The organism is Cupriavidus sp. 01T418, assembly GCF_056398885.1.
Map to the genome: position 1 here is coordinate 95,264 of NZ_JBFTQG010000007.1, position 21,226 is coordinate 116,489.

Here is a 21,226-nt window from a genome sequence, read left to right on the forward strand (position 1 = left end):
CGCTATGGCCGGTCTAGAGCTGCGAGCGGATTTTGGCAACAATCGGAGGCTCCGATATGAAGCTGCGTGCGCCGCCAGCGCCAATCCGTACGGGACGTCGCGTCAATCCAGCGCGAGTTGGCGCGACTCTTTCGGTGCAATCTTTGCCTGAGCCACGACTTGGCGCCAACGGTTCAGATCCTTCTGCAGCCTCTGCGCAAGCGCGTCGGCGGGTCCGGGCTCGGTGCGTGCACCATGGCTCTCGAAGTGTTCGTCGACCTCTGGATCGACAAGTACCTCGTTAAGCGCTTGATTGAGGCGATCGATGGCTGCCGCGGGCGTACCGGCCGGCGCGAACAGCCCATACCATTGCCCGACATCCACCCCAGTGACACCCAGCTCTGCGAGCGTCGGCACGCCAGGAAGGGCCTCCAGGCGCTTCGGTCCTGCCACCGCCAACGCGCGCAGTTGTCCCGCACGGATGAAAGGGTATGCCGTGAATAGACTGGGAAACATGATCTGCGCTCGACCATTGACCGTGTCGGCGATTGCAGGTGCGGCCCCCTCATAGGTCGCGCTTGCCATCGACGTTCCGCTGCTGAGCTGGAACAGTTCGGCAGCGAAGTGCGGCGGCGTCCCATCGCCGGCAGATGCGTAGCTGAAAAAGCGGGGTGCCCCCTTCAGCCCAGCGATGAGCATGTGCAGGTCGGGGGCGTCCGGATGGGTGACCATCAAGGTCGACGAAGAACCGACGAGCCCGACCGGCTCAAAATCGCTAACCGGATCGTAACCCAGCCTTTGCAGTGCGGGGTTCATCGCGTGCGTGCCGACGTAACCGAACATCAAGGTGTGGCCATCCGGCGAGGAGCCCGCCACGTACTCGCTTGCGATGGCGCCGTTCGCGCCGGCCCTGTTGTCGACCAGCACTTCCTGCCCAAGCAGCGGGCCCAACTTAGCGGCGATGATGCGAGCCATCGTGTCGTTGCCGCCACCGGCGCGCGTCGGCACGATGATTGTCAGGGCTCTGTGCGGGAAATCTGAGGGCTCGACTTCTCTTGCTTCTGGACGCGAGAACACATATTCGGGCAGATGCAGCTGACCTTGCATGATCTTTCGTGCCGTACGAACGAGAGCGGCGCGCTCGACCGTGGCGGAATCTGCGCGGCCGCTCAACTCGACTTCGACATCGATCTGGCCGGCGGGATGCAACACGACCAGCTTGTGGCGGCCCGGTTCGCGCGCCGCCCCACTCGCGACCGTTCCCGGCAATGCAAACGCGCTGGCGACGCCAATGGCGCCCGTCACGGCGTGTGATGCATGGCATTTGCGCGGCGTGAAATAGCGTGAGGTGATGCTGTCGTTCGACACGCCCATGCTGACCAGCACCGGCTTTGGAATGACGCTGTCGGACACGTCGCCGAGGCCCATCCTGCGCCCGGCCTCGAGGCGAAGGCTTTCCAGCCGATCGAGGAGCGCAGTGTTTGCATCAAGGGCCGCCGGTTTCTCGCGCCCTGTGACGCCGAGATCGCCGGCGCGCACAATCATTAGCGGCATGGCCGCATCGATGCAGGTCACCTCGATACCGTCGATCGTGTCGATGCGCTTGCCTGTCGGGAACACCTGCCCGGTGACCGCACCCCACGCATCGAGGAAGTTGAGCAGGATGGGCGCCGCCGTGCCGGCCACACCATCGATGCGCGCGTCGCCTTCATAGGTCACGCGGCCGCCGGGCGTTCGCACCGTTACGTCGATCCGCGACTTGGTGTTGACGTTGTAGACGCGAACGCTGGTCGTGCCGTCCATCGCGGGAATCAAGCCCTGCTCGATCGCGAAAGGCGCAACGCCGGAGAGCATATTTCCGCAGTTCGGCCGCGTGTCGACCGAGCAGTGACCCACGCCGACCTGCGCGAACAGATAGTCGATGTCGCAGCCCGGCTGCAACGAGCGCGACACGATGGCGACCTTGCTGTTCAGCGTGCTGCCGCCACCCACACCGTCGAGCTGAAGCGGGTCGGAGGCACCGATGGCGCCGATCAGCGCCTGGTCGCGTGCCTCGTCGCCCTCCGGCAACCACTCGCGCAGAAAGAATGGGCCTCGCGAAGTGCCGGCGCGCATCAGCACGCAAGGGATCGACCTGTTCATCTCAGTCCGCGGTGATCTTGGCGGCCTGGACCACCTTCTTCCACTTGACCTGCTCTTGCGCAACATAGTTGCGCATCTGGTCGGTCGTCATGGGCGAGACTTCGGCACCGTGGTCCTCGAGGCGCTTGATCACGCTCTTGTCGGCCAGCACCTCATTGAGCACCTTGTTGAGCTGTTCGACTACAGGCTTGGGCGTCTTCGCCGGCGCGAAGATCCCGTACCACTGCGAGACGTCGACGTCGGCAATGCCCTGCTCCTGGAGCGTGGGTACGTCCGGCATGAGGGTCGAGCGCTTGGCGCCTGCAACACCCACGGCCTTCAGTTTGCCGGCCTTGACGTACGGCATGGCCATGAAGAGGCTTGGGAACATCACCTGCGTCTGGCCTCCGATGGTGTCCGTGATGGCTGGCGCGGACCCCTTGTAGGGCACGTGCAGCATGCTTGTACCTGTCGAAAGCTTGAACATCTCGGCGGCAAAGTGCGGCGCCGTGCCGTTGCCGGCCGAGGCGTAGCTGGTCTTGTCCGGGGCGGCCTTGAGCATCGCTACGATCTCCTTCGCGTTGCCGGCCTTGACGGCTGGATTGAGCACCATCACCGTCGCCGACGATCCGACCATGCCGACGGGCTCGAAGTCCTTGACCGGGTCGTAGCGAAGCTTCTGCAGCGCCGGATTCATCGCGTGCGTTGYGATGTAGCCCAGCATGAGCGTGTAGCCGTCGGGCGCAGCGCGCATCACATACTCGCAGGCGATGGCGCCGTTGCCGCCCGCCTTGTTGTCAACGATGACCGGCTGCTTGAGGATGGCCGACATGGCTTGGCCGATGACGCGCGCCATGGCGTCGTTGGCACCCCCTGCCGCCGTTGGGACCACGAGGGTGATCGGCTTTTCAGGAAAGGCGGCGATTGCGCTGCCGCAGGCAAAGGACGCCGCCAGCGCAACGGCACCAACGAGGCGAAGCTTCTGTAACTTCAATTTGTCTACTCCGATGGATTGTCGAAAGGTGGATGCAAGTAGGCTCTTGCTTGGCCTTGATCGTATGTTCCGCTTTTGGATGTCTTCTGTAAATTGCATGTTTATGATCGATTGATGCACACTGTGGATAACTGAGACTGCCCCCGGAGCCTGTGCCATGACCATCAACTTCAATCTCAACGATCTGCAGGCATTCCGGGCGGTGGCTGAGCTCAACAGCTTCCGCAAGGCAGCCGAGGCGCTGCATGTATCGCAGCCGGCCTTCAGCCGACGCATCGAAAAGCTCGAGGAAGCGCTCGGCGTTCGGCTGCTCGACCGCACCACCCGGCGCGTGAGCCTGACCTCGGTCGGACGCGACTTCGATCGCAAGGTGCAGCAACTCCTGGACGACCTCGACCACACGCTCCTGGGCATCCGCGGTGTGGCGGCCACGCGCATGGGCGAGGTGACGATTGCCTGTGTGCCTTCGACCGTCTACTACTTCCTGTCGCAGGTGATCTCGCGCTACCACGAGCGCTACTCGAAGATCCGGGTGAAGGTTTTCGACGCCAGTGCCAACGAGGTGCTATCGGCTGTGTCGCGGGGCGAGGCGGACTTTGGGTTGAACTTTGTCGGTGGCAAGGAGCCGGACATCGAATTCAAGCCCTTGCTGGAGGAGCGTTTCGTCGCGGCCTGCAGGCGCGACCACCCACTTGCCAGGAAGCGTCGAGTGAGCTGGACGGAACTGGCGCAGTACGACTACATCTCGGTCAGCAAGGCGTCGGGCAACCGGCTGCTGCTGGATCAAGCGCTTTCGAGCCTGCCCGGCCGTCCGCAGAGCATCTACGAGACCCAGCACGTCACGACGATGCTCGGCCTTGTCGAGGCAGGCCTCGGCGTGGCCGCGGTGCCTTCGATCGCCATGCCGGACGCGGACCATCCGCTGCTGGTGAGCGTGCCCCTTTACGACCCGGTGATCACCCGCAAGATCGGTCTTATCCGGCGCAAAGGTCGAACCTTGTCCCCGGCGGCGCAACAGCTCTACGCTTTCTTCTCCGAGATGAAGGCAAAGCGCGGCAAGCCAGAAGGCCGCCGCGCGGCGGGTTGAAGATCCTGAGGCGGGCAGTGCTCCAAGCCCGGTGCCCGGTTCAGTGCGCCGGGCCGGCGTGACCGAGCGGCGCAGGCAAGTCTACCGAACCCTCTTCGAGTTCGTGCGCGGCGTTGGCGTAGTTCGCGGCCAATTCCCGGCGCAGCACGTCTCGGTCGCAAGCGTTTTCCCAGATCGAGACCACGATGCAGGCCACTGCGTTGCTGATGGTGCTGGTGAGCGCTCGCGCCTCGGACATGAAGCGATCGACTCCCACGATCAGCGCCACGCCAGCCACTGGCAGATCGGGCATGACCGTGAGCGTGGCGACCAGGGCGACGAAACCACTGCCAGTCACCCCCGCTGCGCCCTTGGAGGTCAGCAGCATGATGCCCAGCATCGAGGCGATCTGGAGCCACGACAGATGGATGTCGCACGCCTGGGCGATGAACATCGACGCCAGCGTGAGGTAGATGGCCGTGCCGTCGAGATTGAACGAATAGCCGGTCGGGAGCACCAACCCGACCACTCCCTTCTTGCAGCCGAGCCGCTCGAGCTTGAGTAAGAGTCGGGGCAGCGCTGGTTCGCTGGAGGAGGTGCCGAGCACCACCAGCAACTCTTCCTTTATGTAGCGCATCAACTGCCATAGCTTGAACCCGTGCAGACGCGACAGTACGCCGAGTACGACGACGACAAAGAAGACGCAGGCTACATAGAAGGTCCCGATCAGCAGTCCGAGTGATCCGATCGACTTGATGCCGTATCGCCCTACGGTGAACGCCATCGCGCCGAATGCGCCGATCGGTGCCAGCCGCATGATGATGCCGAAGGCTGCGAAGAGCATCTGCGAGAAGCCTTCGATGCTCTCGAGCACCGGCTTGGCGGCCGTCCCGATCTTCGTTAGACCGAATCCGCAGAGCACGGCGAGCAGCAGCACCGGCAACACCTCGCCTTCGGCGAAGGCGCCGACGAACGCATTCGGAATGATGTGCATGACGAAGTCGGTGAAGCCGTGGATGTGCACTTGATTCGCGAAGCGCGTCGCCACGGAGGCGTCGAGGTTCTTCGGATCGATATGCATGCCGGCGCCGGGTTGCATCAGGAACACGGTGACCAGGCCCGTGATGAGGGCCAGGATCGTCAGTGCGTAGAAGAGTCCCATTGCCTTGAGCAAGGTCTTGCCGATCTCCTTTGAGTCGCCGAGCGAAGTGATGCCACTCACGATGGTGCAGAACACCACCGGCGCGATCATCATCTTGACCAGCTTGACGAAGCCATCGCCGAGCGGCTTCAGCGCGGCACCGAACTCGGGCCAATAGTGGCCCACGGCAATGCCGAGGATCAGGCCGATCAGGACCTGTACATAAAGCAGCTTTGGGAGTTTGCGGATATTCACGACGTTGTCTCCGGGTTGAGAGGCGCACAGATGCGTACCGGTCTGCGCCGGTTCGGGTCGGTATCGAAGGGCTGGAGCGGGCTCAGCGGTGCGCGCTGAGCACCCGATCGACCATGACGCCGGCTTGACCGAGGTTGTTCGCCGGGTCGCACATGGCATCGAGTTTGGCTCGCGTGACGTGCTTGTTGATCTCCGGGTGGGCGGCCAGGATCTCGATCAGCGGTCGGTTGTCGGCCAGTGCCTGGCGGCACAGGTCATAAACCAGGTCGTGTGCGTATTCACGGCCGATGTACGGGCCCAGGCCCATCATCACCGCCTCGGACATCACTAGCCCGTTGGTGATGTCGATGTTGGCGCGCATGCGTGTAGCGTCGACTTCCAGACCCTTGAGGATGAACTTGGTCTGCTTCAGCGCGCCGGACATCAGGCAGAAAATCTCGGGCAGCGATACCCACTCGATTTCCCACGGACCCGTGGAGCGCTCGTGGTCGGCCACCATCGCATCCATGAGCGCAGCGGCATGCTGGCGCGCGACCGAGATGTTGGCGTGGATGTAGAGGCAGGAGATCGGGTTGCGCTTTTGGGGCATGGTCGACGACGATCCGCGGCCCGGCGCGAAGGGCTCGAAGACCTCCGCCACTTCGGTCTGCATCATCAGCTTGACATCCATTGCAATCTTGCCGAGCGAGCCGCCGACCAGACCGAGGAAGGCGCCGACTTCCGCGATCGTGTCGCGCACCGTGTGCCACGAGATCAGCGGTTGGGCCAGTCCCAGCTCCTTCATCAGTCCGGCCTGGGTTTCCATGGCGCCCTTCTCCAGCGAGGACAAGGTGCCCGACGCACCGCCGAACTCGCCCATGAGGACGCGCGGCTTGAGTTGCTGCAGGCGTTCACGGTGACGATCGATGCCGGCCAGGATGCTCGCCATCTTGTAGCCGAAGGTGATTGGCGTGGCCTGCTGAAGATTGGATCGGCCGATGACGGGCGTGTCACGGTACTTGCTGGCCAGGGCGGCAAGCGCATCGCCGATCTCGTCCAGATCCTGCTCGACCAGCGCCAGGCCTTCGCGCATCTGCAGGACGGCGGCCGTGTCGGTGATGTCCTGCGTGGTGGCACCCCAGTGGCAATACTCGCCGAGCTTGTCCCGGCAGTTTGCATTGATCTGGTTGACCACCGCGATGATGGGATAGCCGATCTGCTCGGTCTTGGCCTTCAACCTGGCCCAGTCGATCTGCGACAGGTTGCAGTTGCGGACGATCTCGTCCGCGGCTTCCTTCGGGATGATGCCGAGTTCACCCTGGACCTTCGCCAGCGCGCGCTCGATGTCCAGGTACTTGGCGGTGCGGTTCTCGTCGGACCAGACTTCGCGCATGCGCGCGTCGCTGAACATGTCGCCGAAGATGCGCGAGTCGATGATGGTGGAGGCCATGGTGCTTCTCTCTCTGCGGTGGAAGTTGGGAAATAGGGTCAGTTGCGGGCAAGGGCGAGCGTGCGTTGTGCCTGCAGCACGACGGGCCGGTCGATCATGCGACCGTCGAGCCGGGCTGCACCGGGCGATGCCGCATCGGCAATAAGGACGCGCTGAGCCCAGTCCAGTGCCTGCGCGCCCGGATGCAGTGCGGCGTGGATCGGCTGTACTTGGCGTGGGTGGATGCACAGCTTGGCGCCGAAGCCAAACCGTCGCGCATCCGCAAGATCCGACAGGAGGCGTTCCTCGTCGTCCAGTTGCGGCGTAACGCCTGCGACCGGTGCCGACAGGCCCGCCAGGCGCGAGGCAATTGCGATGCGGCTGGCTGCATAGCCAAGGCCGGAAGCGTCAGTAGAGATGTCCATGTCGAGGTCAAGCGCGAAATCGAGCGTGCCGAACACCAGGCGCTGGGCGCCGGCGGCCGCGATGTGGTCCACCTCGGACACGCCGCGTGCGCTTTCGATGAGCGCGAGGATGCCGGCATCCGGCAAGGCAGCCTGCGTCTCGGCGACCTGTGCGGCCGACTCGGCCTTGGGCAAAAGCACGGCGGTCGTCGGCGCATCGTTCAAAGCCGCAAGGTCCGCTGCAAACCATGGGGTGCCGGCGTCATTGATACGCACGACGATGCGCGACCGCTCCGCGGGTGTTGCACCCTGCAGCCATGTCGTGATGGCGCCGCGTGCATTGGCCTTGTCGTCGGGGGCCACGGCGTCCTCGAGGTCGAGCACGACCCTGTCGGCACCGCTGGCAAGCGCTTTGACAAAACGCTCCGGGCGCGTGCCGGGCACGAAGAGGTAAGTGCGGGCGGGAAGCAGCATTTCGGCGGGCATGACAGCCACCTCAGACGGCGTTGGACGTGTGCAGGCCGTCGATCTCGGCCGCGCTGTAGCCGAGCTCCGTCAGGATTGCGTCCGTGTGCTCGCCGAGTGCAGGTACTGGATCCATCCGCGGGCCGGTATCCCAGGTCCCGGGAGGGAGCATGGCGGGCACCGGCCCTGTCGCCGTTCCCACTTCGGTCCAGCGCCCGCGCGCCTCGAGCTGCGGATGCGCCCAGACGTCCTTCATGGTATTGACTTGGGCATTGGCGATCTGCGCGAGTTCGAGTCTATCGACTACCTGCGCGCCGGTCAGGGACGCGAAGGCATCCACGATGATCTGACGCAACGCCACCCGCTCTGCCACTCGCCTGAAGTTGGCCGTGAAGCGCGGATCCGTGGCGAGTTCGGGTAGCTGTAGCACCTTGTCGCAGAAACTGACCCATTCGCGCTCGTTCTGCAGGCCCAGCATTACGGTGGTGCCGTCTCCGGCCGGGAACGGGCCGTACGGATAGATCGTGGCGTGGCTGGCGCCGGTGCGCGGCGGTGGCGCCGCCCCTTCGAATGCATAGTAGAGCGGATAGCTGGTCCACTCGGCCAGCGACTCCAGCATGGAGATGTCGATGCGTTGACCCTTGCCGGTCTGGCCGCGCTGCAACAGCGCCGCGAGGATGTTGCTGTAGGCGTACATGCCGGCGGCAATGTCCGCGATCGAGGGGCCTGCCTTGCAGGGCTCTTCAGGCGTGCCGGTGACGGAGACAAAGCCGGCCTCACTCTGGATCAACAGGTCGTAGGCCTTCTTGTCGCGGTACGGGCCGGGATTGTGCGGGTCGTCGCCATAGCCGGAAATATCGCAAACGATCAAGCCTTGCTTGGCGCCGGAGAGCTTGTCGTAGCCAAGCCCGAGGCGGGCTGCCGCGCCTGGCGCGAGGTTCTGCACGACGACGTCGGCCTTCTCCATCACCAGCCGCTCAAGCACCCTGGCCGCCTCGGGGTGCTTCACGTCCAACGTGAGGCTTTCCTTGGAACGGTTGGTCCAGACGAAGTGAGACGCCAGGCCGCGAACGCGCTCGTCGTAGCCCCGCGCGAAGTCGCCGGATCCTGGCCGCTCGATCTTGATGACGCGGGCGCCGAGATCAGCCAGTTGACGAGTGGCGAAGGGCGCGGCAATCGCGTGCTCGAGCGTGACAACGGTGATGCCCTTGAGTGGCTGCATGTCTATCTCTTTTAATGTCGTTCGTGAATCAACGCAGCACGGCGGTGGCGTCCATCGTCAGCCAACCTGCGTGGTCCGAGGCCCAGAGATGGATCGATTTGCCGTCGGCCTGCGGTTGCCCACTGACGTGGAATGCGTTCAGGTCGAATGTGGGGCGCACGGCCTTGAATCGAAAGCTCGCCACGTCTGCGTCCGGCAACTGGCGGCGCAACAGGTCTAGCAGCAGCGTGGCGATCAGCGGGCCATGGACGATCAGCCCTGGGTAGCCCTCGACCTGCGTCACGTACTGGCGGTCGTAGTGGATGCGGTGGCCATTGAAGGTGAGTGCGGAGTACCGGAACAGCAGAACGTCGTCGGGCACGATCTCGCGGCGCCAGGCCGCGTCGGTCGGCGCGACTTGAGGGGGCGGCGCGACGTCGTTCGGGCTCTGCGCTTCCCGGTAGACGATGTCGTGAAATTCGACGAGCGCCGGCTCGGTGGCCTCGTTGCAGCGCACCTCGTGGCGCACCTTCACAAACACGAGCTTGCCGGTGCGGCCTTCCTTGGTTGAGACGTCGTCGATGGTCGAGGTCCGCGCAACACGGTCGCCCACGCGGATCGGGCAACGGAACTCGAACTGACTGCCGGCCCACATGCGCCGAGGCAGGGGAACCGGCGGAAGGAAGCCGCCGCGCTTGGCATGGCCGTCGGCGCCGATTTCGCTCTGCCGATGCATCGGCAGGAAGTAGAGCCAATGCCAAAGTGGCGGGAGGGTGGTGCCGGCAACTACCGGCGTCGCCGGATGGTCCAAAGTCGCGGTCAGCGCCACCACAGGCGTGGGGTAGATGGTGTCTTCGAACCTCTCGCTGCGCCCTATCCACGATTGCAGTTGATCTTGCTGTACGTCCACTTCGCCTCCTTCGCTGGCTGCACCAAACGGCAGCAGTTGTTGGGAGCAAGTGTGCGACGCAGCCTAGGTTAAGGGAATTGCGATGTTTGGTCCTATTGATGCATCCAGTGCAATAAATGGGGTGTTCCTGATTGAACCAAAGAGGTTCGAGAGCACCCTTGCTGAAAAGCGGGCGGCCGGTTGCTGGTGCAGTGCGGTCGTGCGCTCCGCGTCGCGCTAGGGCTGCGACGGGTCGACTATGGCCCTTTGCCCTCCCCGGTCGAACGGCAGTTCATCGGCCGACTCGGTCATTGATGCGGGAGATGTAGATGTCCGTGAAGGGTCGGGAAGAGCCATCTGCGCTAATCCCGGCCAACGGCCGCCTATCGATGATAGCTAACGCCAGCGTCTCCATTCGCGTGCCTTCTCGCAAGAGGCAAATCGGACTGGCATGTTGGGAGCGCCAAAGCTCCGCACTCGGCCAAGGGGAAACTCCGCCGCCGCTTGGCGTGTAAGTACCTGATTCCAAAAAGCATCCGCTTCCGACGTGACTAGCAAAGCTCCAAGATGAACTAGCAAACGACAAACAGCCTCCATGTCGCGCCGCCAATACTTACACCTGGAGTAACGATGCCGCGCCGGGCGTCATTGCTTGTGCCGCGCACGCTGCGTATCTTGGTGCCATCCCTAGCATCAAGCATCAAGCACAACGGAGACGCGATGCCGAACCCAGTCATGGACCGACAGTGGGACACCCGCCGCACGGAAAAGCGCAAACGCCTCGCGCGCGGCGCCGCCTTCGCCAGCGGCCGTGTCGTGCGCACTGCCGATATCGTCCCCTTTCTCGAAGCCATCACCGCGCCGGGCGACCGCGTGGTGCTGGAGGGCAATAACCAGAAGCAGGCCGATTTCCTCTCGCGCTCGCTGGCCGAGGTGGACCCGGCCAAGGTGCACGGGCTGCACATGATCATTCCGAGCGTGAGCCGGGTGGAGCACCTCGACCTGTTCGAGCGTGGCATCGCCAGGAAGCTGGACTTTGCCTACGCCGGCGCGCAGAGCCTGCGCATCTCGCAGTTCCTGGAAGACGGGCAACTGGAGGTCGGCGCCATCCACACCTATATCGAGCTGTATGCAAGGCTCTACGTGGACCTCACGCCCAACATCGTGCTGATCGCCGGCTACAAGGCCGACCGCGACGGCAACCTCTATACCGGCGCCAGCACCGAGGACACGCCCGCGCTGGTGGAGGCCGCCACCTTCCGCGACGGCATCGTGGTGGCCCAGGTCAACGAGATCGTCGACGACCCCGCCGGCCTGCCGCGCGTGGATATCCCCGGCTCGTGGATCGACTACGTGGTGCAGGCGGACAAGCCGTTCTTCTGTGAGCCGCTGTTCACGCGCGATCCGCGCCTGATCAAGCCGGTGCATGTGCTGATGGCGATGATGGCGATCCGCGGCGTCTATGAGCGCCACCAGGTGCAATCGCTCAACCACGGCATCGGCTTCAATACCGCGGCCATCGAACTGATCCTGCCGACCTATGGCGAATCGCTCGGACTGAAGGGCAAGATCTGCAAATACTGGACGCTGAACCCGCATCCCACGCTGATCCCCGCCATCGAGTCCGGCTGGGTGGAAAGCGTGCACAGCTTCGGCAGCGAACTCGGCATGGAGCACTACGTGGCCGCGCGGCCGGATGTGTTCTTCACGGGCGCCGATGGCTCGATGCGCTCCAACCGCGCTTTTTGCCAGCTTGCCGGGCAGTATGCGGTGGACCTCTTCATCGGTTCCACGCTGCAGATCGACGGAGATGGACACTCCTCCACCGTCACGCGCGGCCGTTTGTCCGGCTTTGGCGGTGCGCCCAATATGGGCCACAACCCCGGCGGACGGCGTCACCCCACGCCAGCCTGGCTGGACCTGATCGAGACCGACGACCCGCTCGCGCGCGGCCGCAAGCTGGTGGTGCAGATGGTGGAAACCTTCCAGGCCGGCGGCAAGCCGACCTTTGTCGAATCGCTCGACGCGGTACAGGTGGCGAAGGACAGCGGCATGCCGCTGGCGCCGGTGATGATCTACGGCGACGACGTGACCCACGTGCTGACCGAGGAAGGCATCGCCTATCTCTACAAGGCGCGCTCGCTGGAAGAGCGCCGCGCCATGCTGGCAGCGGTGGCCGGCGTGACGCCGATCGGATTGCGCCACGACACCAGCACCACGCGCCGCATGCGCAGCGACGGCCTGATCGCGCTGCCCGAGGACCTCGGCGTGCAGCGCCGCCAGGCTACCCGGTCGCTGCTGGCGGCAAAGAGCATGGCCGACCTGGTCGACTGGTCGGGCGGCCTGTACGAGCCGCCGGCACGCTTCAGGAGCTGGTGATGGCGAGCCCCGCATGGCTTGCAGCGCCGCGCTGGGCCGGCGACTTCGAAGCGGATGCGATTGCGCTGGCGGATCTCGCTGTGAGCGCGCTGATCGACGAGGCCGCGCTGTCGCCCAAGCCCGGACTGGTCGACAGCCGCGGCAACGGCGCCCACGCCGATCTCAACCTGGACCTGATGCGTATCTCGGCACGCGCGCTGCATCCCGCCTTTGTCGAGATGGCGACGGCGGGCTTGCGTGCCACGCGGACCGGCGTGGCGCTGCGCGAGCGGCTCGGCGCGCTGGGCCGCGACGCCGAAGCGGCGATGATGCGCGCCACCGGCGGCATCAACACGCATCGCGGCGCGATCTGGAGCCTGGGCCTGCTGGTTGGCGCGGCGGGCTTGCACCGCGACACGCGCAGCGCGCATGGCATCGCGCGCACCGCCGGCGCCATCGCGCGCGTGCCCGACCGTCATCGCCCCGCGCGCACTGGCAACAAGGGCGAACGCGTGTGTATCGACTACGGCGTGAGCGGCGCGCGCGGCCAGGCGCAGGCCGGCTTCCCGCATGTGCTGCGCGCCGGCCTGCCCGAACTGCGGCGCAGCCGCGCGCGTGGCGATGCCGAGCCCAGCGCGCGCGTCAACGCACTGCTGGCGATCATGCACCGGCTCGACGACACCTGCGTACTGGCCCGCGCCRGCCGCGAAGGACTCGCGCTGATGCAGGAAGGCGCCAGCCAGGTGCTGGCGGCCGGCGGCATCGCCACGCTGGCCGGCCGGCGCCTGCTGCGCCGGCTGGAAGCCGGCATGCTGGCCTGCAACGCCTCGCCCGGCGGCGCGGCCGACCTGCTCGCCGCGACTTTTTTCCTGGACCGGCTGCCGTCCGCGACGCAACCGGCGCATTGCCCCGTGCAAGGAGACAAATAATGGAACAGCTCCAATTCGAATATCCCGCCGGCGCGCCGGCCAGCCAGCGCGTGCTGGTGGGCGTGGTCGGCTCCGGCGATCTTGAAGTGATGGTCGAACCCGGCACAGCCGGCATCACCCAGGTCCACGTCACCACTTCGGTGGATGGCTACGGCAAGGTCTGGGATGCGCAGCTCTCGCGCGTGTTCAGCGCCGAGCCGCGCGCCGCCATGCGCATCCGCATCCATGATTTCGGCGCCACGCCGGGCGTGGTGGGGATGCGGCTCGCGGAAGCCTTCGAAGCGCTCGGCACCGATGGCAAGGAGCAACCATGAACCACGCATCGCTGCTGAGCCGCGAGAGTTTTGTCGAACTGGGCGCGCGTGCACGGGTGCATGCACTGCTCGATACCGGCAGCTTCCGCGAACTGGCCGGCCCCTTCGATGGCCTGGTCTCGCCGTGGCTGGAACGCCAGGGCGTGGTGCCGCAGGCCGATGACGGCGTGGTGGTGGCCAAGGGCCGCATCGATGGTCAGCCCGCCGTGATCCTCGCCATCGAAGGCGCGTTCCAGGGCGGCAGCCTGGGCGAAGTGGGCGGCGCCAAGATCGCCGGCGCGCTGGAACTGGCCGCGCGAGACAACCGGCGCGGCGTGGCCACGCGCGCCGTGATCCTGTTCGAGACCGGCGGCGTGCGGCTGCAGGAGGCCAACCTGGGACTCGCCGGCATCGCCGACATCCACGCAGCCATCGTCGATCTGCGCCGCTACCAGCCGGTGGTGGGCGTGATCGCCGGGACGGTGGGCTGCTTCGGCGGCATGTCGATCGCGGCGGGACTGTGCAGCTACCTGGTGGTGACGCGCGAAGCGCGCCTGGGCCTCAACGGCCCGCAGGTGATCGAGCAGGAAGCGGGCGTGGCGGAATACGATTCGCGCGACCGCCCCTTTATCTGGAGCTTTACCGGCGGCGAGCAGCGCATCGCCACCGGGCTGGCCGACCGCTACGTCGAGGACGACAGCGACGCCATCCGCGCCACGGTACGCGAGCTGCTGGCCCAGAGCGTACCCGCCGCGCACCGCAGCGAGCGCTACGCGCACTATCTGCAACGCCTGGCCGCATACGATCCGGCGTGCCAGCCGGAGCCGGAGACCGTCCGCGCCATCTACGCACCCGGAGCAAAGTCATGAGTACAGCAAGCACCCAAGGCCGCGGCGAGACCTGGCTGGCAGCGCTGACGGGCAGCGCCCCGCGCCGCCCCGGCTATCCGGCCACCGTCCAGGTTGCCGACGCGGAACTGTCCGGCCGGCCCGCACGCTTTATCGCGGTTGTGCCCGACGCCGGCAACGCCTACCCGCGCGTGCGCAACGGCGAGGTGGGCCTGCTGGAGGGCTGGTCGCTCGCACAGGCCGTGCATGAAGTCGTGCAGGCCGAGCGCGACGCTGCGATCAAGCGGCCCATCGTCGCCATCGTCGATACACCCAGCCAGGCGTATGGCCGGCGCGAGGAAGCGTTCGGCATCCACCAGTCTCTGGCAGGCGCGGCCGGCGCCTACGCCACGGCGCGGCTGCAAGGACATCCGGTGATCGCGCTGCTGGTCGGGCGCGCCATGTCCGGCGCGTTCCTCGCGCACGGCTACCAGGCCAATCGCCTGATCGCGCTGGACGATGCCGGCGTGGAGGTGCATGCCATGGGCAAGCAGGCCGCCGCCCGCATCACCATGCGCAGCGTGGAAGACCTGGAGAGCTTTGCCGCGAGCGTGCCGCCGATGGCCTATGACATCGGCAACTACGCCACGCTGGGGCTGCTGTGGAAGCTGGTTGGCGTGAAGCATGCCGCGCAACCGGACGCGGCCGATCTCGACACCGTGCATGGCGTGCTGCAAGCGGCACTGGCCGATATCCAGGCCGATCCGCAGCGCGATCTGCGCAGCCGCCTCGGCGGGCAAAACCGGCAGGCTTCCAGCCGCGTGCGCGAGTTGCTCGCGCAGCAGTGGCAGGACTGACCGTCACATGCCGCGCCGCAGGGCAATGACATGACCGCACGCACGCTGCTGCCGCACGACCTGCTGTGGCTCACCGACCCGCCGGCCTTCGCCGCTGCCAATGTGCTGCCCGCGTGGGCGACAGTCGATTGGCTGGCGCAAGCACCGCTGGTGGTGCGGCGCGATCGCGCCGACGAAGCCCGCGTCCCGGTCGGGTTGCGCGGCACCACGCGCGCGCAGCGCCATGCAGCGTGGCTGTCCGATACGCAAGTGGCGCGCGTGGTGACGCCGGGCATGATCGCGCGGCAGGCGCGCTGGCGGGATCATCCGCGCCGCCGCGAAATGCCGGCGTTGATCGCGCTCGCGCGCGTTGCGCCGCTGCTGGACGATGCGCAACTGAACTGGGGCGTGACCGGCGGGGCCGGGTTCACCCTGGCCTCGGGCATCGACGTGCTGCATGCCGGCAGCGATCTCGACCTGCTTGTGACCGCCGCCGTGCCGCTCGCAGCGGGCATCGAACGCGCGCTCGCCGCCCTGCTCGATGATGTCGATGCCCGCATCGACATCCAGGTGTCCACGCCCTTCGGCGCCTTTGCGCTGCGCGAGCGCGCACGCACGGGTGGCCGCGTGCTGCTCAAGACGGCAAACGGTCCCGTCATGAGCCAGGACCCGTGGCACCCGCGATCATGAGCACCCTGTTCACCTTCCCCGGCCAGGGCGCCCAGCGTCCCTGCATGCTGCACGCGCTGCCCGATCATGCGGCCGTCGTCGCCACCATCGACGAGACCAGCGAAACACTCGGCCGCGATGCGCTCGCGCTCGACAGCGCGGCCGAACTCGCCTCCACCGTGGCCGTGCAGCTCTGCCTGCTCGCCGCAGGCGTGGCGATGGCCCGCTGCCTGCTTGCCGAAGGCGCCAGGCCCGATGCCGTGGCCGGCCTGTCGATCGGCGCTTTCCCGGCGGCGGTGTGCGCGGGCGTGCTGGACTTTGCCGACGCGGTGCGGCTGGTGGCGCTGCGCGGACAGTTGATGGAGCAGGCGTACCCGAGCGGCTATGGCATGACGGCGATCCTGGGCATCGAAGCCGGGCCGCTGGCGCGCATCATCGCCCAGGTGCACGGGCCAGCGTCACCGGTCTACCTGGCCAACCTCAACGCGCCCACCCAGCTCGTCATCGCAGGGGCCGCGCCGGCCATGGCACGCGTCGCGGAGCTGGCGCTGGACCACGGCGCGCACGCGGCCAAACCCGTTGCCATCAGCGTGCCTTCGCACTGCGCCCTGCTCGACGGCGCGGCGGGCGCGCTGGCACGCGCCTTCGCCGGCGTGCATTTCCACCGCCCGCGCCTGCGCTACTTCAGCGCCAGCGCCGCGCGCGAGCTGCGCGATCCCGCCCGCATCGCCGTGGACCTGGCGCGCAACCTCGCCGTGCCGGTACGCTGGCACGAGACCATGCTGCTGGCGCGCGAATGCGGCGTGCGCCTGGCGGTGGAAATGCCGCCCGGCAATGTACTGACGCGGCTGGCCGCGCCGCTGCTGTCCGACGGCATTGCAGTGGCCTGCGCGGACACGCGCATCGACAGCGTGGCGGCGCTCACGGCGCGGGAGGCGCTGCGGACGTCCTCCTGAGCCGGCGCGCCACCCGAGCGGCAACGCCGGCTGGGGCGCCGCCTGCATTGGCGTACCGCTGGATAGCGAGCGGCGTTACAAGTAGACACAGTTGTATTGAGGCGCTAATACCTGAGAACGGCGCGCCGCATTACAGTGGCGGCAACAACCAACTGGAGTCACCCGTGCGGAAATTTGCCACCCTTTGCACCCTTGCCGCTGTTGCGGGCCTTGCTTCCGGCGCGGCCTTCGCGCGCGTCGATGTGGACATCGGCATCGGCGTGCCCGGGCCCGTGTTCGTTGCCCCGGCGCCGGTCTATCAGCCTGCACCGGTCTACCGGGCCGCGCCGGTCTACGAGCCAGCGCCGGTCTATGTCGCACCCCAGCCGGTCGTGGTGGCAGGCCCCGGATATTACGGTCCCGGCTACTACGGTCCCGGCTACTACGGGCGCGGCGGACGCGAGTGGCGCGAGCGGGAGTGGCATGAGCGGGAATGGCGTGAGCGCGATCGCGATCGGCGAGACCATGAGCGGCACGATCACGAACATGACCACGACCGCGACCGCGACCGCGATTGGCGCCGTTGATGGGTCGATCCTGGCTGCTGCTGCTGGCGCTGCTGCTCTTGCGGCCAGCGCCTACGACACCGAGGCCAAAGGCAGATTCAGCAGCAGATTCTGCGGCTTCATCCTGAAAATCCCGGCCTCGTTCATGGCCGCGGCCAGATAGACGGGGCGGCCGGCAACGTCCGGCCTGACCACGGACGGATCGGTAAAATCCAGACGGAACAGCGACAGGATGCGCCGTTGCCGGTCCGGCTCCAGCTCCACCCCTCGATACAAATCGTTGAGTATCTGCGTGGCCTGCGCATCCAGGCCAATATGCCAGCTCCATTGCCGGTCCTCGATCGCGCTCAACGGCATCACCGTCACCCCCACCCCGTAGAAGTGCCGCACCCAGCGTGCGATCACGCGGCAGAACGCTGCCAGGGCCGCGCTGCCGCCGGCAAAGCGGATCACGGTGTCGTGGCGCTCATTGCGGGTCCAGTAGGCCCGGGCGTTGTCGCGATCCAGCACATCCAGCTCCACCTTGCGCGCCGGGATTTGCGCTTCGGCCAGCATGCGTCCCAGTTCACCGTAGACACTGCCCGACGCGTGCAGCTCGACCGTCTCGGCATCGGCCAGCATGACCGCGCCCTCCTGCAGCGAAATCCTCTGGGCGCGGGAGAACAGTTCCGCCGCACGCCACTCCATCGGATCGGGGTTGTCATGCAGGATGCCGTGCACGATCAGGTGCGCGAGCTGGTCGATAAAGACCGGCGGCACGCTGACATTGCCATGGCGAAAGAGATCCAGGTAAGCCGCCTCGATGGTGGGCGCGGCGAGCAGGCGCTCGCGCATGGCCAGCACCACGCCGTAGTTCTCGCGGGCATCGGCGTCCTGCAAGGCGGCAAGTTCGCTGGCGGGCACCGGCCGCCGCGGGTCCGCCAGCAACGCCGCGTGCAGCGCGCGCTCGGCATCGCAGGACTCCCCCACCGGCGCGACTTCGGGACGGCGCCACCACATCCGCAGCAAGTGGTCGCTGGCCAGCAGCTTGCCGTCGCCGTCGCGGGCGGCAGGGTCGAAACCGGAATGGGGCCAGGCGTCCTGAGGCCAGGAAGCGGTCATGGCGAGCGCAGCGATGGGTGGCGGGAAGATGGCCCCAGTATCACATAGGCGGAACCGGCTCAGTGCGACGGAACCTCCCGCGCCGGGCCACAGGACCGCGGCCGGCCCGTCATCCAGCCCAGCTGTTCCCGGTGTTCCGCCTGGCGGCCCGCAAATGTCCATCAAGAAATTTGAATGCAGAATACGATACACGCACCCCTATCTGAGCCGTGCCAGGCCTATCCTTTGTCACATGGAGACACAACATGTTCTCCCGATTTCAACAAGGTAGACAGATCATGAAACTCACCACCGCCCGCCTGTTCCTCGCTGCCGCCATCGCCGGCACCGCCCTGCTCTCGCTGAACTCCGCCTTTGCCGCCGACACGCGCGGCACGCATGCCGGCGACGACTACGGCTATGTGCACCGCGCCACCGACGCCTACACCGACGCCTACACCGACGGCGCCCGCACGGTCCCCCAGACCTTTCCCTACGGCTTTTCGGTATGAACGGCAAGGGCGGCAGCACACACCGCCCCGCCCATGGCGCCTGACAGCACCGACAGACCGCAGGAACGCATCATGACCATCAAAGACACCGCCCTGATCCTCGCCGGATGGATTGCCGCCTGCCTGGGCAGCGGCTACCTCGTGACCATTGCGGCGCAGGCGCTGCAACGCTGACCAGCCCGGCCGGCAACCGCCGCCGACGGGTCTGCATGGAGATTGCAGGATTGACAAGACAGGCGGGGCGGGATCGTTGTCTTCAGGGCCCTTGGGCGTCTGGCTCCCGCGCAACGCTCTCCTCGCGGCGCGCAATGGCGCTGGCCAGCCCGAATTCCTTGGCAAAGAGCAGAATCAGCGCGAGCATGGCCAGCGCGCCGATCGCCAGCCGATAGTAGATCCACATGACAGCATCGGAAGATCCGACAGAGTTTTCCTGTCTGCAGGGTAGGTTTTGCCGCGTAAAAAAGGCGCCTGGATGCCCGGGGCGCAGTGCAAAGAATCCATCAAAACGAGGATGCCAGGGTGCCGCGGAAGCGACATCGGCAAAGCGCGGGAAAGTGCGCGCAATTTGATCTGAATCCTGGCAAGGGCTGCCGCAGGGTGCCATGATGATCGCAGTGGCCGCCGCCGATCCGCGCATGCGGGCGCCGCCCATCCAGCAACGATCGCTCTTACCAGGAGATAGCCGCCATGACCAATATCGTGCTCGCCACCGACGGTTCGCAGTTTGCCGACGCAGCCGCCCGCTTTATCGTCGAAGGCAAGCTGCTGCAAAGCGGTTTCACCGTCCATGTGGTCCACGTGACGCCCGACGTCACCGGACAGGTACGCGCGTTTGTCAGCAAGGACACCATCGACGCCTGGCACCAGGAAGAAAGCGAGAAGGCCATGAAATCCGTAGCGGACATCCTTGCCGCCGCCGGCATCGCCTTCGAGCGCCACGCGCTGCACGGCTTCGCGCCGGAGCGCATCGTCGCCTATGCCGCCAGCGTGGACGCGCGCAGCATCGTCATGGGCACGCACGGGCACGGCGCGTTCTTCAATGCGGTGATTGGCTCGGTGGCGGGACGGGTGCTGGCGCATACGCCGTGCCCGGTGGTGCTGGTGAAGGCGTCGGGGAAGAAGTAGGGGTCGGGTGTGTAACTGCCTTTGACTTCAAGCTTTTGAAGTCAAACCCTTGGAGTCAAGCCGTTGAAGCCAGGCCGTTGAAGCCGGAACCCCGACACCTCAAACCGGCCAGAGCGGCGGCTCATCCATCAGCGCAACCTGTTCGCGCAGTTCGAGGATGCGGTCCTGCCAGTAGCGGGCAGTGCCGAACCAGGGGAATGCCGCCGGGAACGCGGGATCGCGCCAGCGGCTGGCCAGCCAGGCGCTGTAGTGCAACAGGCGCAGCGTGCGCAACGCCTCGACCAGGTAAAGCTCACGCGGCTGGAAATCCGCGAAATCCTCGTAACCGGCCAGGATGTCCGCCATCTGCCCCTGCATGGCAGCGCGATCGCCCTCCAGCAGCATCCACAGATCCTGCACGGCAGGCCCCATGCGGCTGTCGTCGAAGTCGACAAAGTGCGGCCCTGGCGGGCGCGACCCGGCCTGGGACTCTTCAATCCACAACACATTGCCGCGATGGCAATCGCCATGCAGGCGCAGCAGCGACACGTCACCGGCGCGATCATAGCAACGGCGCGCACCGTCGACGGCGAGATCGGCAACGGCCTGCCACGCCGGCCGCAGTTCCGCCGGGATGCAGTCCTGCGCCAGCAGCCAGTCGCGCGGGGCCGCGCCAAAGCTCTCCACGTCGATGGTGGGACGCGCCTGGTAAGGCTGGGTAGCGCCGAGCGCATGGATGCGGCCGATAAAACGCCCGAGCCAGGTCAGCGTGTCGGCCCGGTCCAGCTCCGGCTCGCGCCCGCCACAGCGCGGAAACACCGCAAAGCGAAAACCGCCGTGCGCCAGCAGCGTGGTGCCGTCGCGCGCGATGGCCGGCACCGCCGGAATCTCGGCGTCGGCCAGTTGCTGCACAAAGGCATGTTCCTCCAGGATGGCGGCGTCGCTCCAGCGGCCGGGCCGGTAGAACTTGACCACCACCGGCGCGCTGCCTTCGATACCGACCCGGCAGACCCGGTTCTCGTAACTGTTGAGCGCCAGCAGCCGGCCGTCGGGTTCGAAACCGGCGGCCTCCATGGCGTCGAGCATCAGGTCCGGCGTGAGGTTGGCATACGGGACGCCACCGTCATCGGCCAGCGCATCGCCGTCGCCGGGAACCGGAAGGTCAAAGCCTGAACTGGACATTGCGCGCGGCAG

At 66.3% G+C, this 21,226-nt stretch carries 21 protein-coding genes; 11 read left to right on the forward strand and 10 right to left on the reverse strand.

Translation table 11 applies throughout. The annotated features are described in order from the left end of the window. Nucleotides 1-102: 102 nt before the first annotated feature. Together AC1DQ3_RS10455 and AC1DQ3_RS10460 are read right to left on the reverse strand one after the other, a co-directional pair. A complete protein-coding gene (locus AC1DQ3_RS10455) occupies nt 103-2,121 on the reverse strand; it encodes a 4-oxalomesaconate tautomerase (protein WP_477120119.1) in 2,019 nt (672 codons plus the stop codon). A gap of 1 nt (nt 2,122) precedes the next feature. Beyond that, nucleotides 2,123-3,094 (reverse strand): Bug family tripartite tricarboxylate transporter substrate binding protein, encoded by a 972-nt coding sequence (locus AC1DQ3_RS10460; RefSeq protein WP_477120120.1) that lies wholly within the window; start codon nt 3,092-3,094, stop codon nt 2,123-2,125. A 157-nt stretch (nt 3,095-3,251) separates the two neighbouring features. Here AC1DQ3_RS10460 and AC1DQ3_RS10465 point away from each other — a divergent pair, with 157 nt between their 5' ends. Then, entirely contained in the window at nt 3,252-4,181 is a 930-nt protein-coding gene (locus AC1DQ3_RS10465) for a LysR family transcriptional regulator (RefSeq protein WP_477120121.1), read from the forward strand. 40 nt (nt 4,182-4,221) lie between these two features. Here the strand turns inward: AC1DQ3_RS10465 and dctA are convergent, their stop codons facing one another. From dctA to AC1DQ3_RS10490, 5 genes are all read right to left on the reverse strand, one after another. Then, nucleotides 4,222-5,556, reverse strand: coding sequence for a C4-dicarboxylate transporter DctA (gene dctA / locus AC1DQ3_RS10470; RefSeq protein ID WP_477120122.1), 1,335 nt, complete (start codon nt 5,554-5,556; stop codon nt 4,222-4,224). An 82-nt stretch (nt 5,557-5,638) separates the two neighbouring features. Further along, on the reverse strand, nt 5,639-6,985 hold the full coding sequence (locus AC1DQ3_RS10475; RefSeq protein WP_477120123.1) for a class-II fumarase/aspartase family protein: 1,347 nt from the start codon (nt 6,983-6,985) through the stop codon (nt 5,639-5,641). Nucleotides 6,986-7,023: 38 nt separating this feature from the next. Continuing rightward, on the reverse strand, nt 7,024-7,854 hold the full coding sequence (locus AC1DQ3_RS10480; protein ID WP_477120124.1) for an HpcH/HpaI aldolase/citrate lyase family protein: 831 nt from the start codon (nt 7,852-7,854) through the stop codon (nt 7,024-7,026). A gap of 10 nt (nt 7,855-7,864) precedes the next feature. Then, a complete protein-coding gene (locus tag AC1DQ3_RS10485) occupies nt 7,865-9,055 on the reverse strand; it encodes a CaiB/BaiF CoA transferase family protein (protein ID WP_477120125.1) in 1,191 nt (396 codons plus the stop codon). Nucleotides 9,056-9,083: 28 nt separating this feature from the next. Further along, entirely contained in the window at nt 9,084-9,944 is an 861-nt protein-coding gene (locus AC1DQ3_RS10490) for an HTD2 family dehydratase (RefSeq protein ID WP_477120126.1), read from the reverse strand. Nucleotides 9,945-10,643: 699 nt separating this feature from the next. Here AC1DQ3_RS10490 and mdcA point away from each other — a divergent pair. The 8 genes from mdcA (at nt 10,644) to AC1DQ3_RS10530 (ending at nt 17,357) form a co-directional block, all read left to right on the forward strand. Continuing rightward, entirely contained in the window at nt 10,644-12,302 is a 1,659-nt protein-coding gene (gene mdcA / locus AC1DQ3_RS10495; RefSeq protein WP_477120127.1) for a malonate decarboxylase subunit alpha, read from the forward strand. Further along, nucleotides 12,302-13,210, forward strand: a complete 909-nt coding sequence (locus AC1DQ3_RS10500; protein WP_477120128.1) for a triphosphoribosyl-dephospho-CoA synthase — start codon at nt 12,302-12,304, stop codon at nt 13,208-13,210. The genes mdcA and AC1DQ3_RS10500 overlap by 1 nt, the downstream gene beginning before the upstream one ends. Further along, nucleotides 13,210-13,524, forward strand: a complete 315-nt coding sequence (locus AC1DQ3_RS10505; protein ID WP_477120129.1) for a malonate decarboxylase subunit delta — start codon at nt 13,210-13,212, stop codon at nt 13,522-13,524. Before AC1DQ3_RS10500 ends, AC1DQ3_RS10505 begins: the two co-directional genes overlap by 1 nt. Next, nucleotides 13,521-14,372 carry a biotin-independent malonate decarboxylase subunit beta gene (locus AC1DQ3_RS10510; protein WP_477120130.1) on the forward strand — a complete coding sequence of 284 codons (852 nt, stop codon included), beginning with the start codon at nt 13,521-13,523 and terminating at the stop codon, nt 14,370-14,372. The genes AC1DQ3_RS10505 and AC1DQ3_RS10510 overlap by 4 nt, the downstream gene beginning before the upstream one ends. Further along, nucleotides 14,369-15,187: a biotin-independent malonate decarboxylase subunit gamma gene (mdcE, locus tag AC1DQ3_RS10515; protein ID WP_477120131.1), complete on the forward strand. Its 819-nt coding sequence runs from the start codon at nt 14,369-14,371 to the stop codon at nt 15,185-15,187. The genes AC1DQ3_RS10510 and mdcE overlap by 4 nt, the downstream gene beginning before the upstream one ends. Nucleotides 15,188-15,217: 30 nt before the next feature. Then, nucleotides 15,218-15,856: a malonate decarboxylase holo-ACP synthase gene (locus tag AC1DQ3_RS10520; RefSeq protein WP_477120132.1), complete on the forward strand. Its 639-nt coding sequence runs from the start codon at nt 15,218-15,220 to the stop codon at nt 15,854-15,856. Then, nucleotides 15,853-16,791, forward strand: coding sequence for a malonate decarboxylase subunit epsilon (mdcH, locus tag AC1DQ3_RS10525; RefSeq protein WP_477120133.1), 939 nt, complete (start codon nt 15,853-15,855; stop codon nt 16,789-16,791). Before AC1DQ3_RS10520 ends, mdcH begins: the two co-directional genes overlap by 4 nt. 164 nt (nt 16,792-16,955) lie before the next feature. Beyond that, nucleotides 16,956-17,357 (forward strand): hypothetical protein, encoded by a 402-nt coding sequence (locus AC1DQ3_RS10530; RefSeq protein WP_477120134.1) that lies wholly within the window; start codon nt 16,956-16,958, stop codon nt 17,355-17,357. A gap of 51 nt (nt 17,358-17,408) precedes the next feature. On the opposite strand, the gene AC1DQ3_RS10535 is transcribed toward AC1DQ3_RS10530, so the two are convergent. Next, nucleotides 17,409-18,437: a DUF6352 family protein gene (locus AC1DQ3_RS10535; protein WP_477120135.1), complete on the reverse strand. Its 1,029-nt coding sequence runs from the start codon at nt 18,435-18,437 to the stop codon at nt 17,409-17,411. Nucleotides 18,438-18,715: 278 nt separating this feature from the next. On the opposite strand from AC1DQ3_RS10535, the gene AC1DQ3_RS10540 reads away from it, so the two are divergent. Next, a complete protein-coding gene (locus tag AC1DQ3_RS10540) occupies nt 18,716-18,928 on the forward strand; it encodes a hypothetical protein (protein WP_477120136.1) in 213 nt (70 codons plus the stop codon). 256 nt (nt 18,929-19,184) lie between these two features. Here the strand turns inward: AC1DQ3_RS10540 and AC1DQ3_RS10545 are convergent, their stop codons facing one another. Next, nucleotides 19,185-19,328, reverse strand: coding sequence for a hypothetical protein (locus AC1DQ3_RS10545; RefSeq protein ID WP_477120137.1), 144 nt, complete (start codon nt 19,326-19,328; stop codon nt 19,185-19,187). A gap of 287 nt (nt 19,329-19,615) precedes the next feature. On the opposite strand from AC1DQ3_RS10545, the gene AC1DQ3_RS10550 reads away from it, so the two are divergent. Next, a complete protein-coding gene (locus tag AC1DQ3_RS10550) occupies nt 19,616-20,053 on the forward strand; it encodes a universal stress protein (protein WP_477120138.1) in 438 nt (145 codons plus the stop codon). Nucleotides 20,054-20,152: 99 nt separating this feature from the next. Here AC1DQ3_RS10550 and AC1DQ3_RS10555 read toward each other — a convergent pair whose 3' ends face one another. Continuing rightward, entirely contained in the window at nt 20,153-21,214 is a 1,062-nt protein-coding gene (locus AC1DQ3_RS10555) for a serine/threonine protein kinase (protein WP_477120139.1), read from the reverse strand. Nucleotides 21,215-21,226 lie beyond the last annotated feature (12 nt).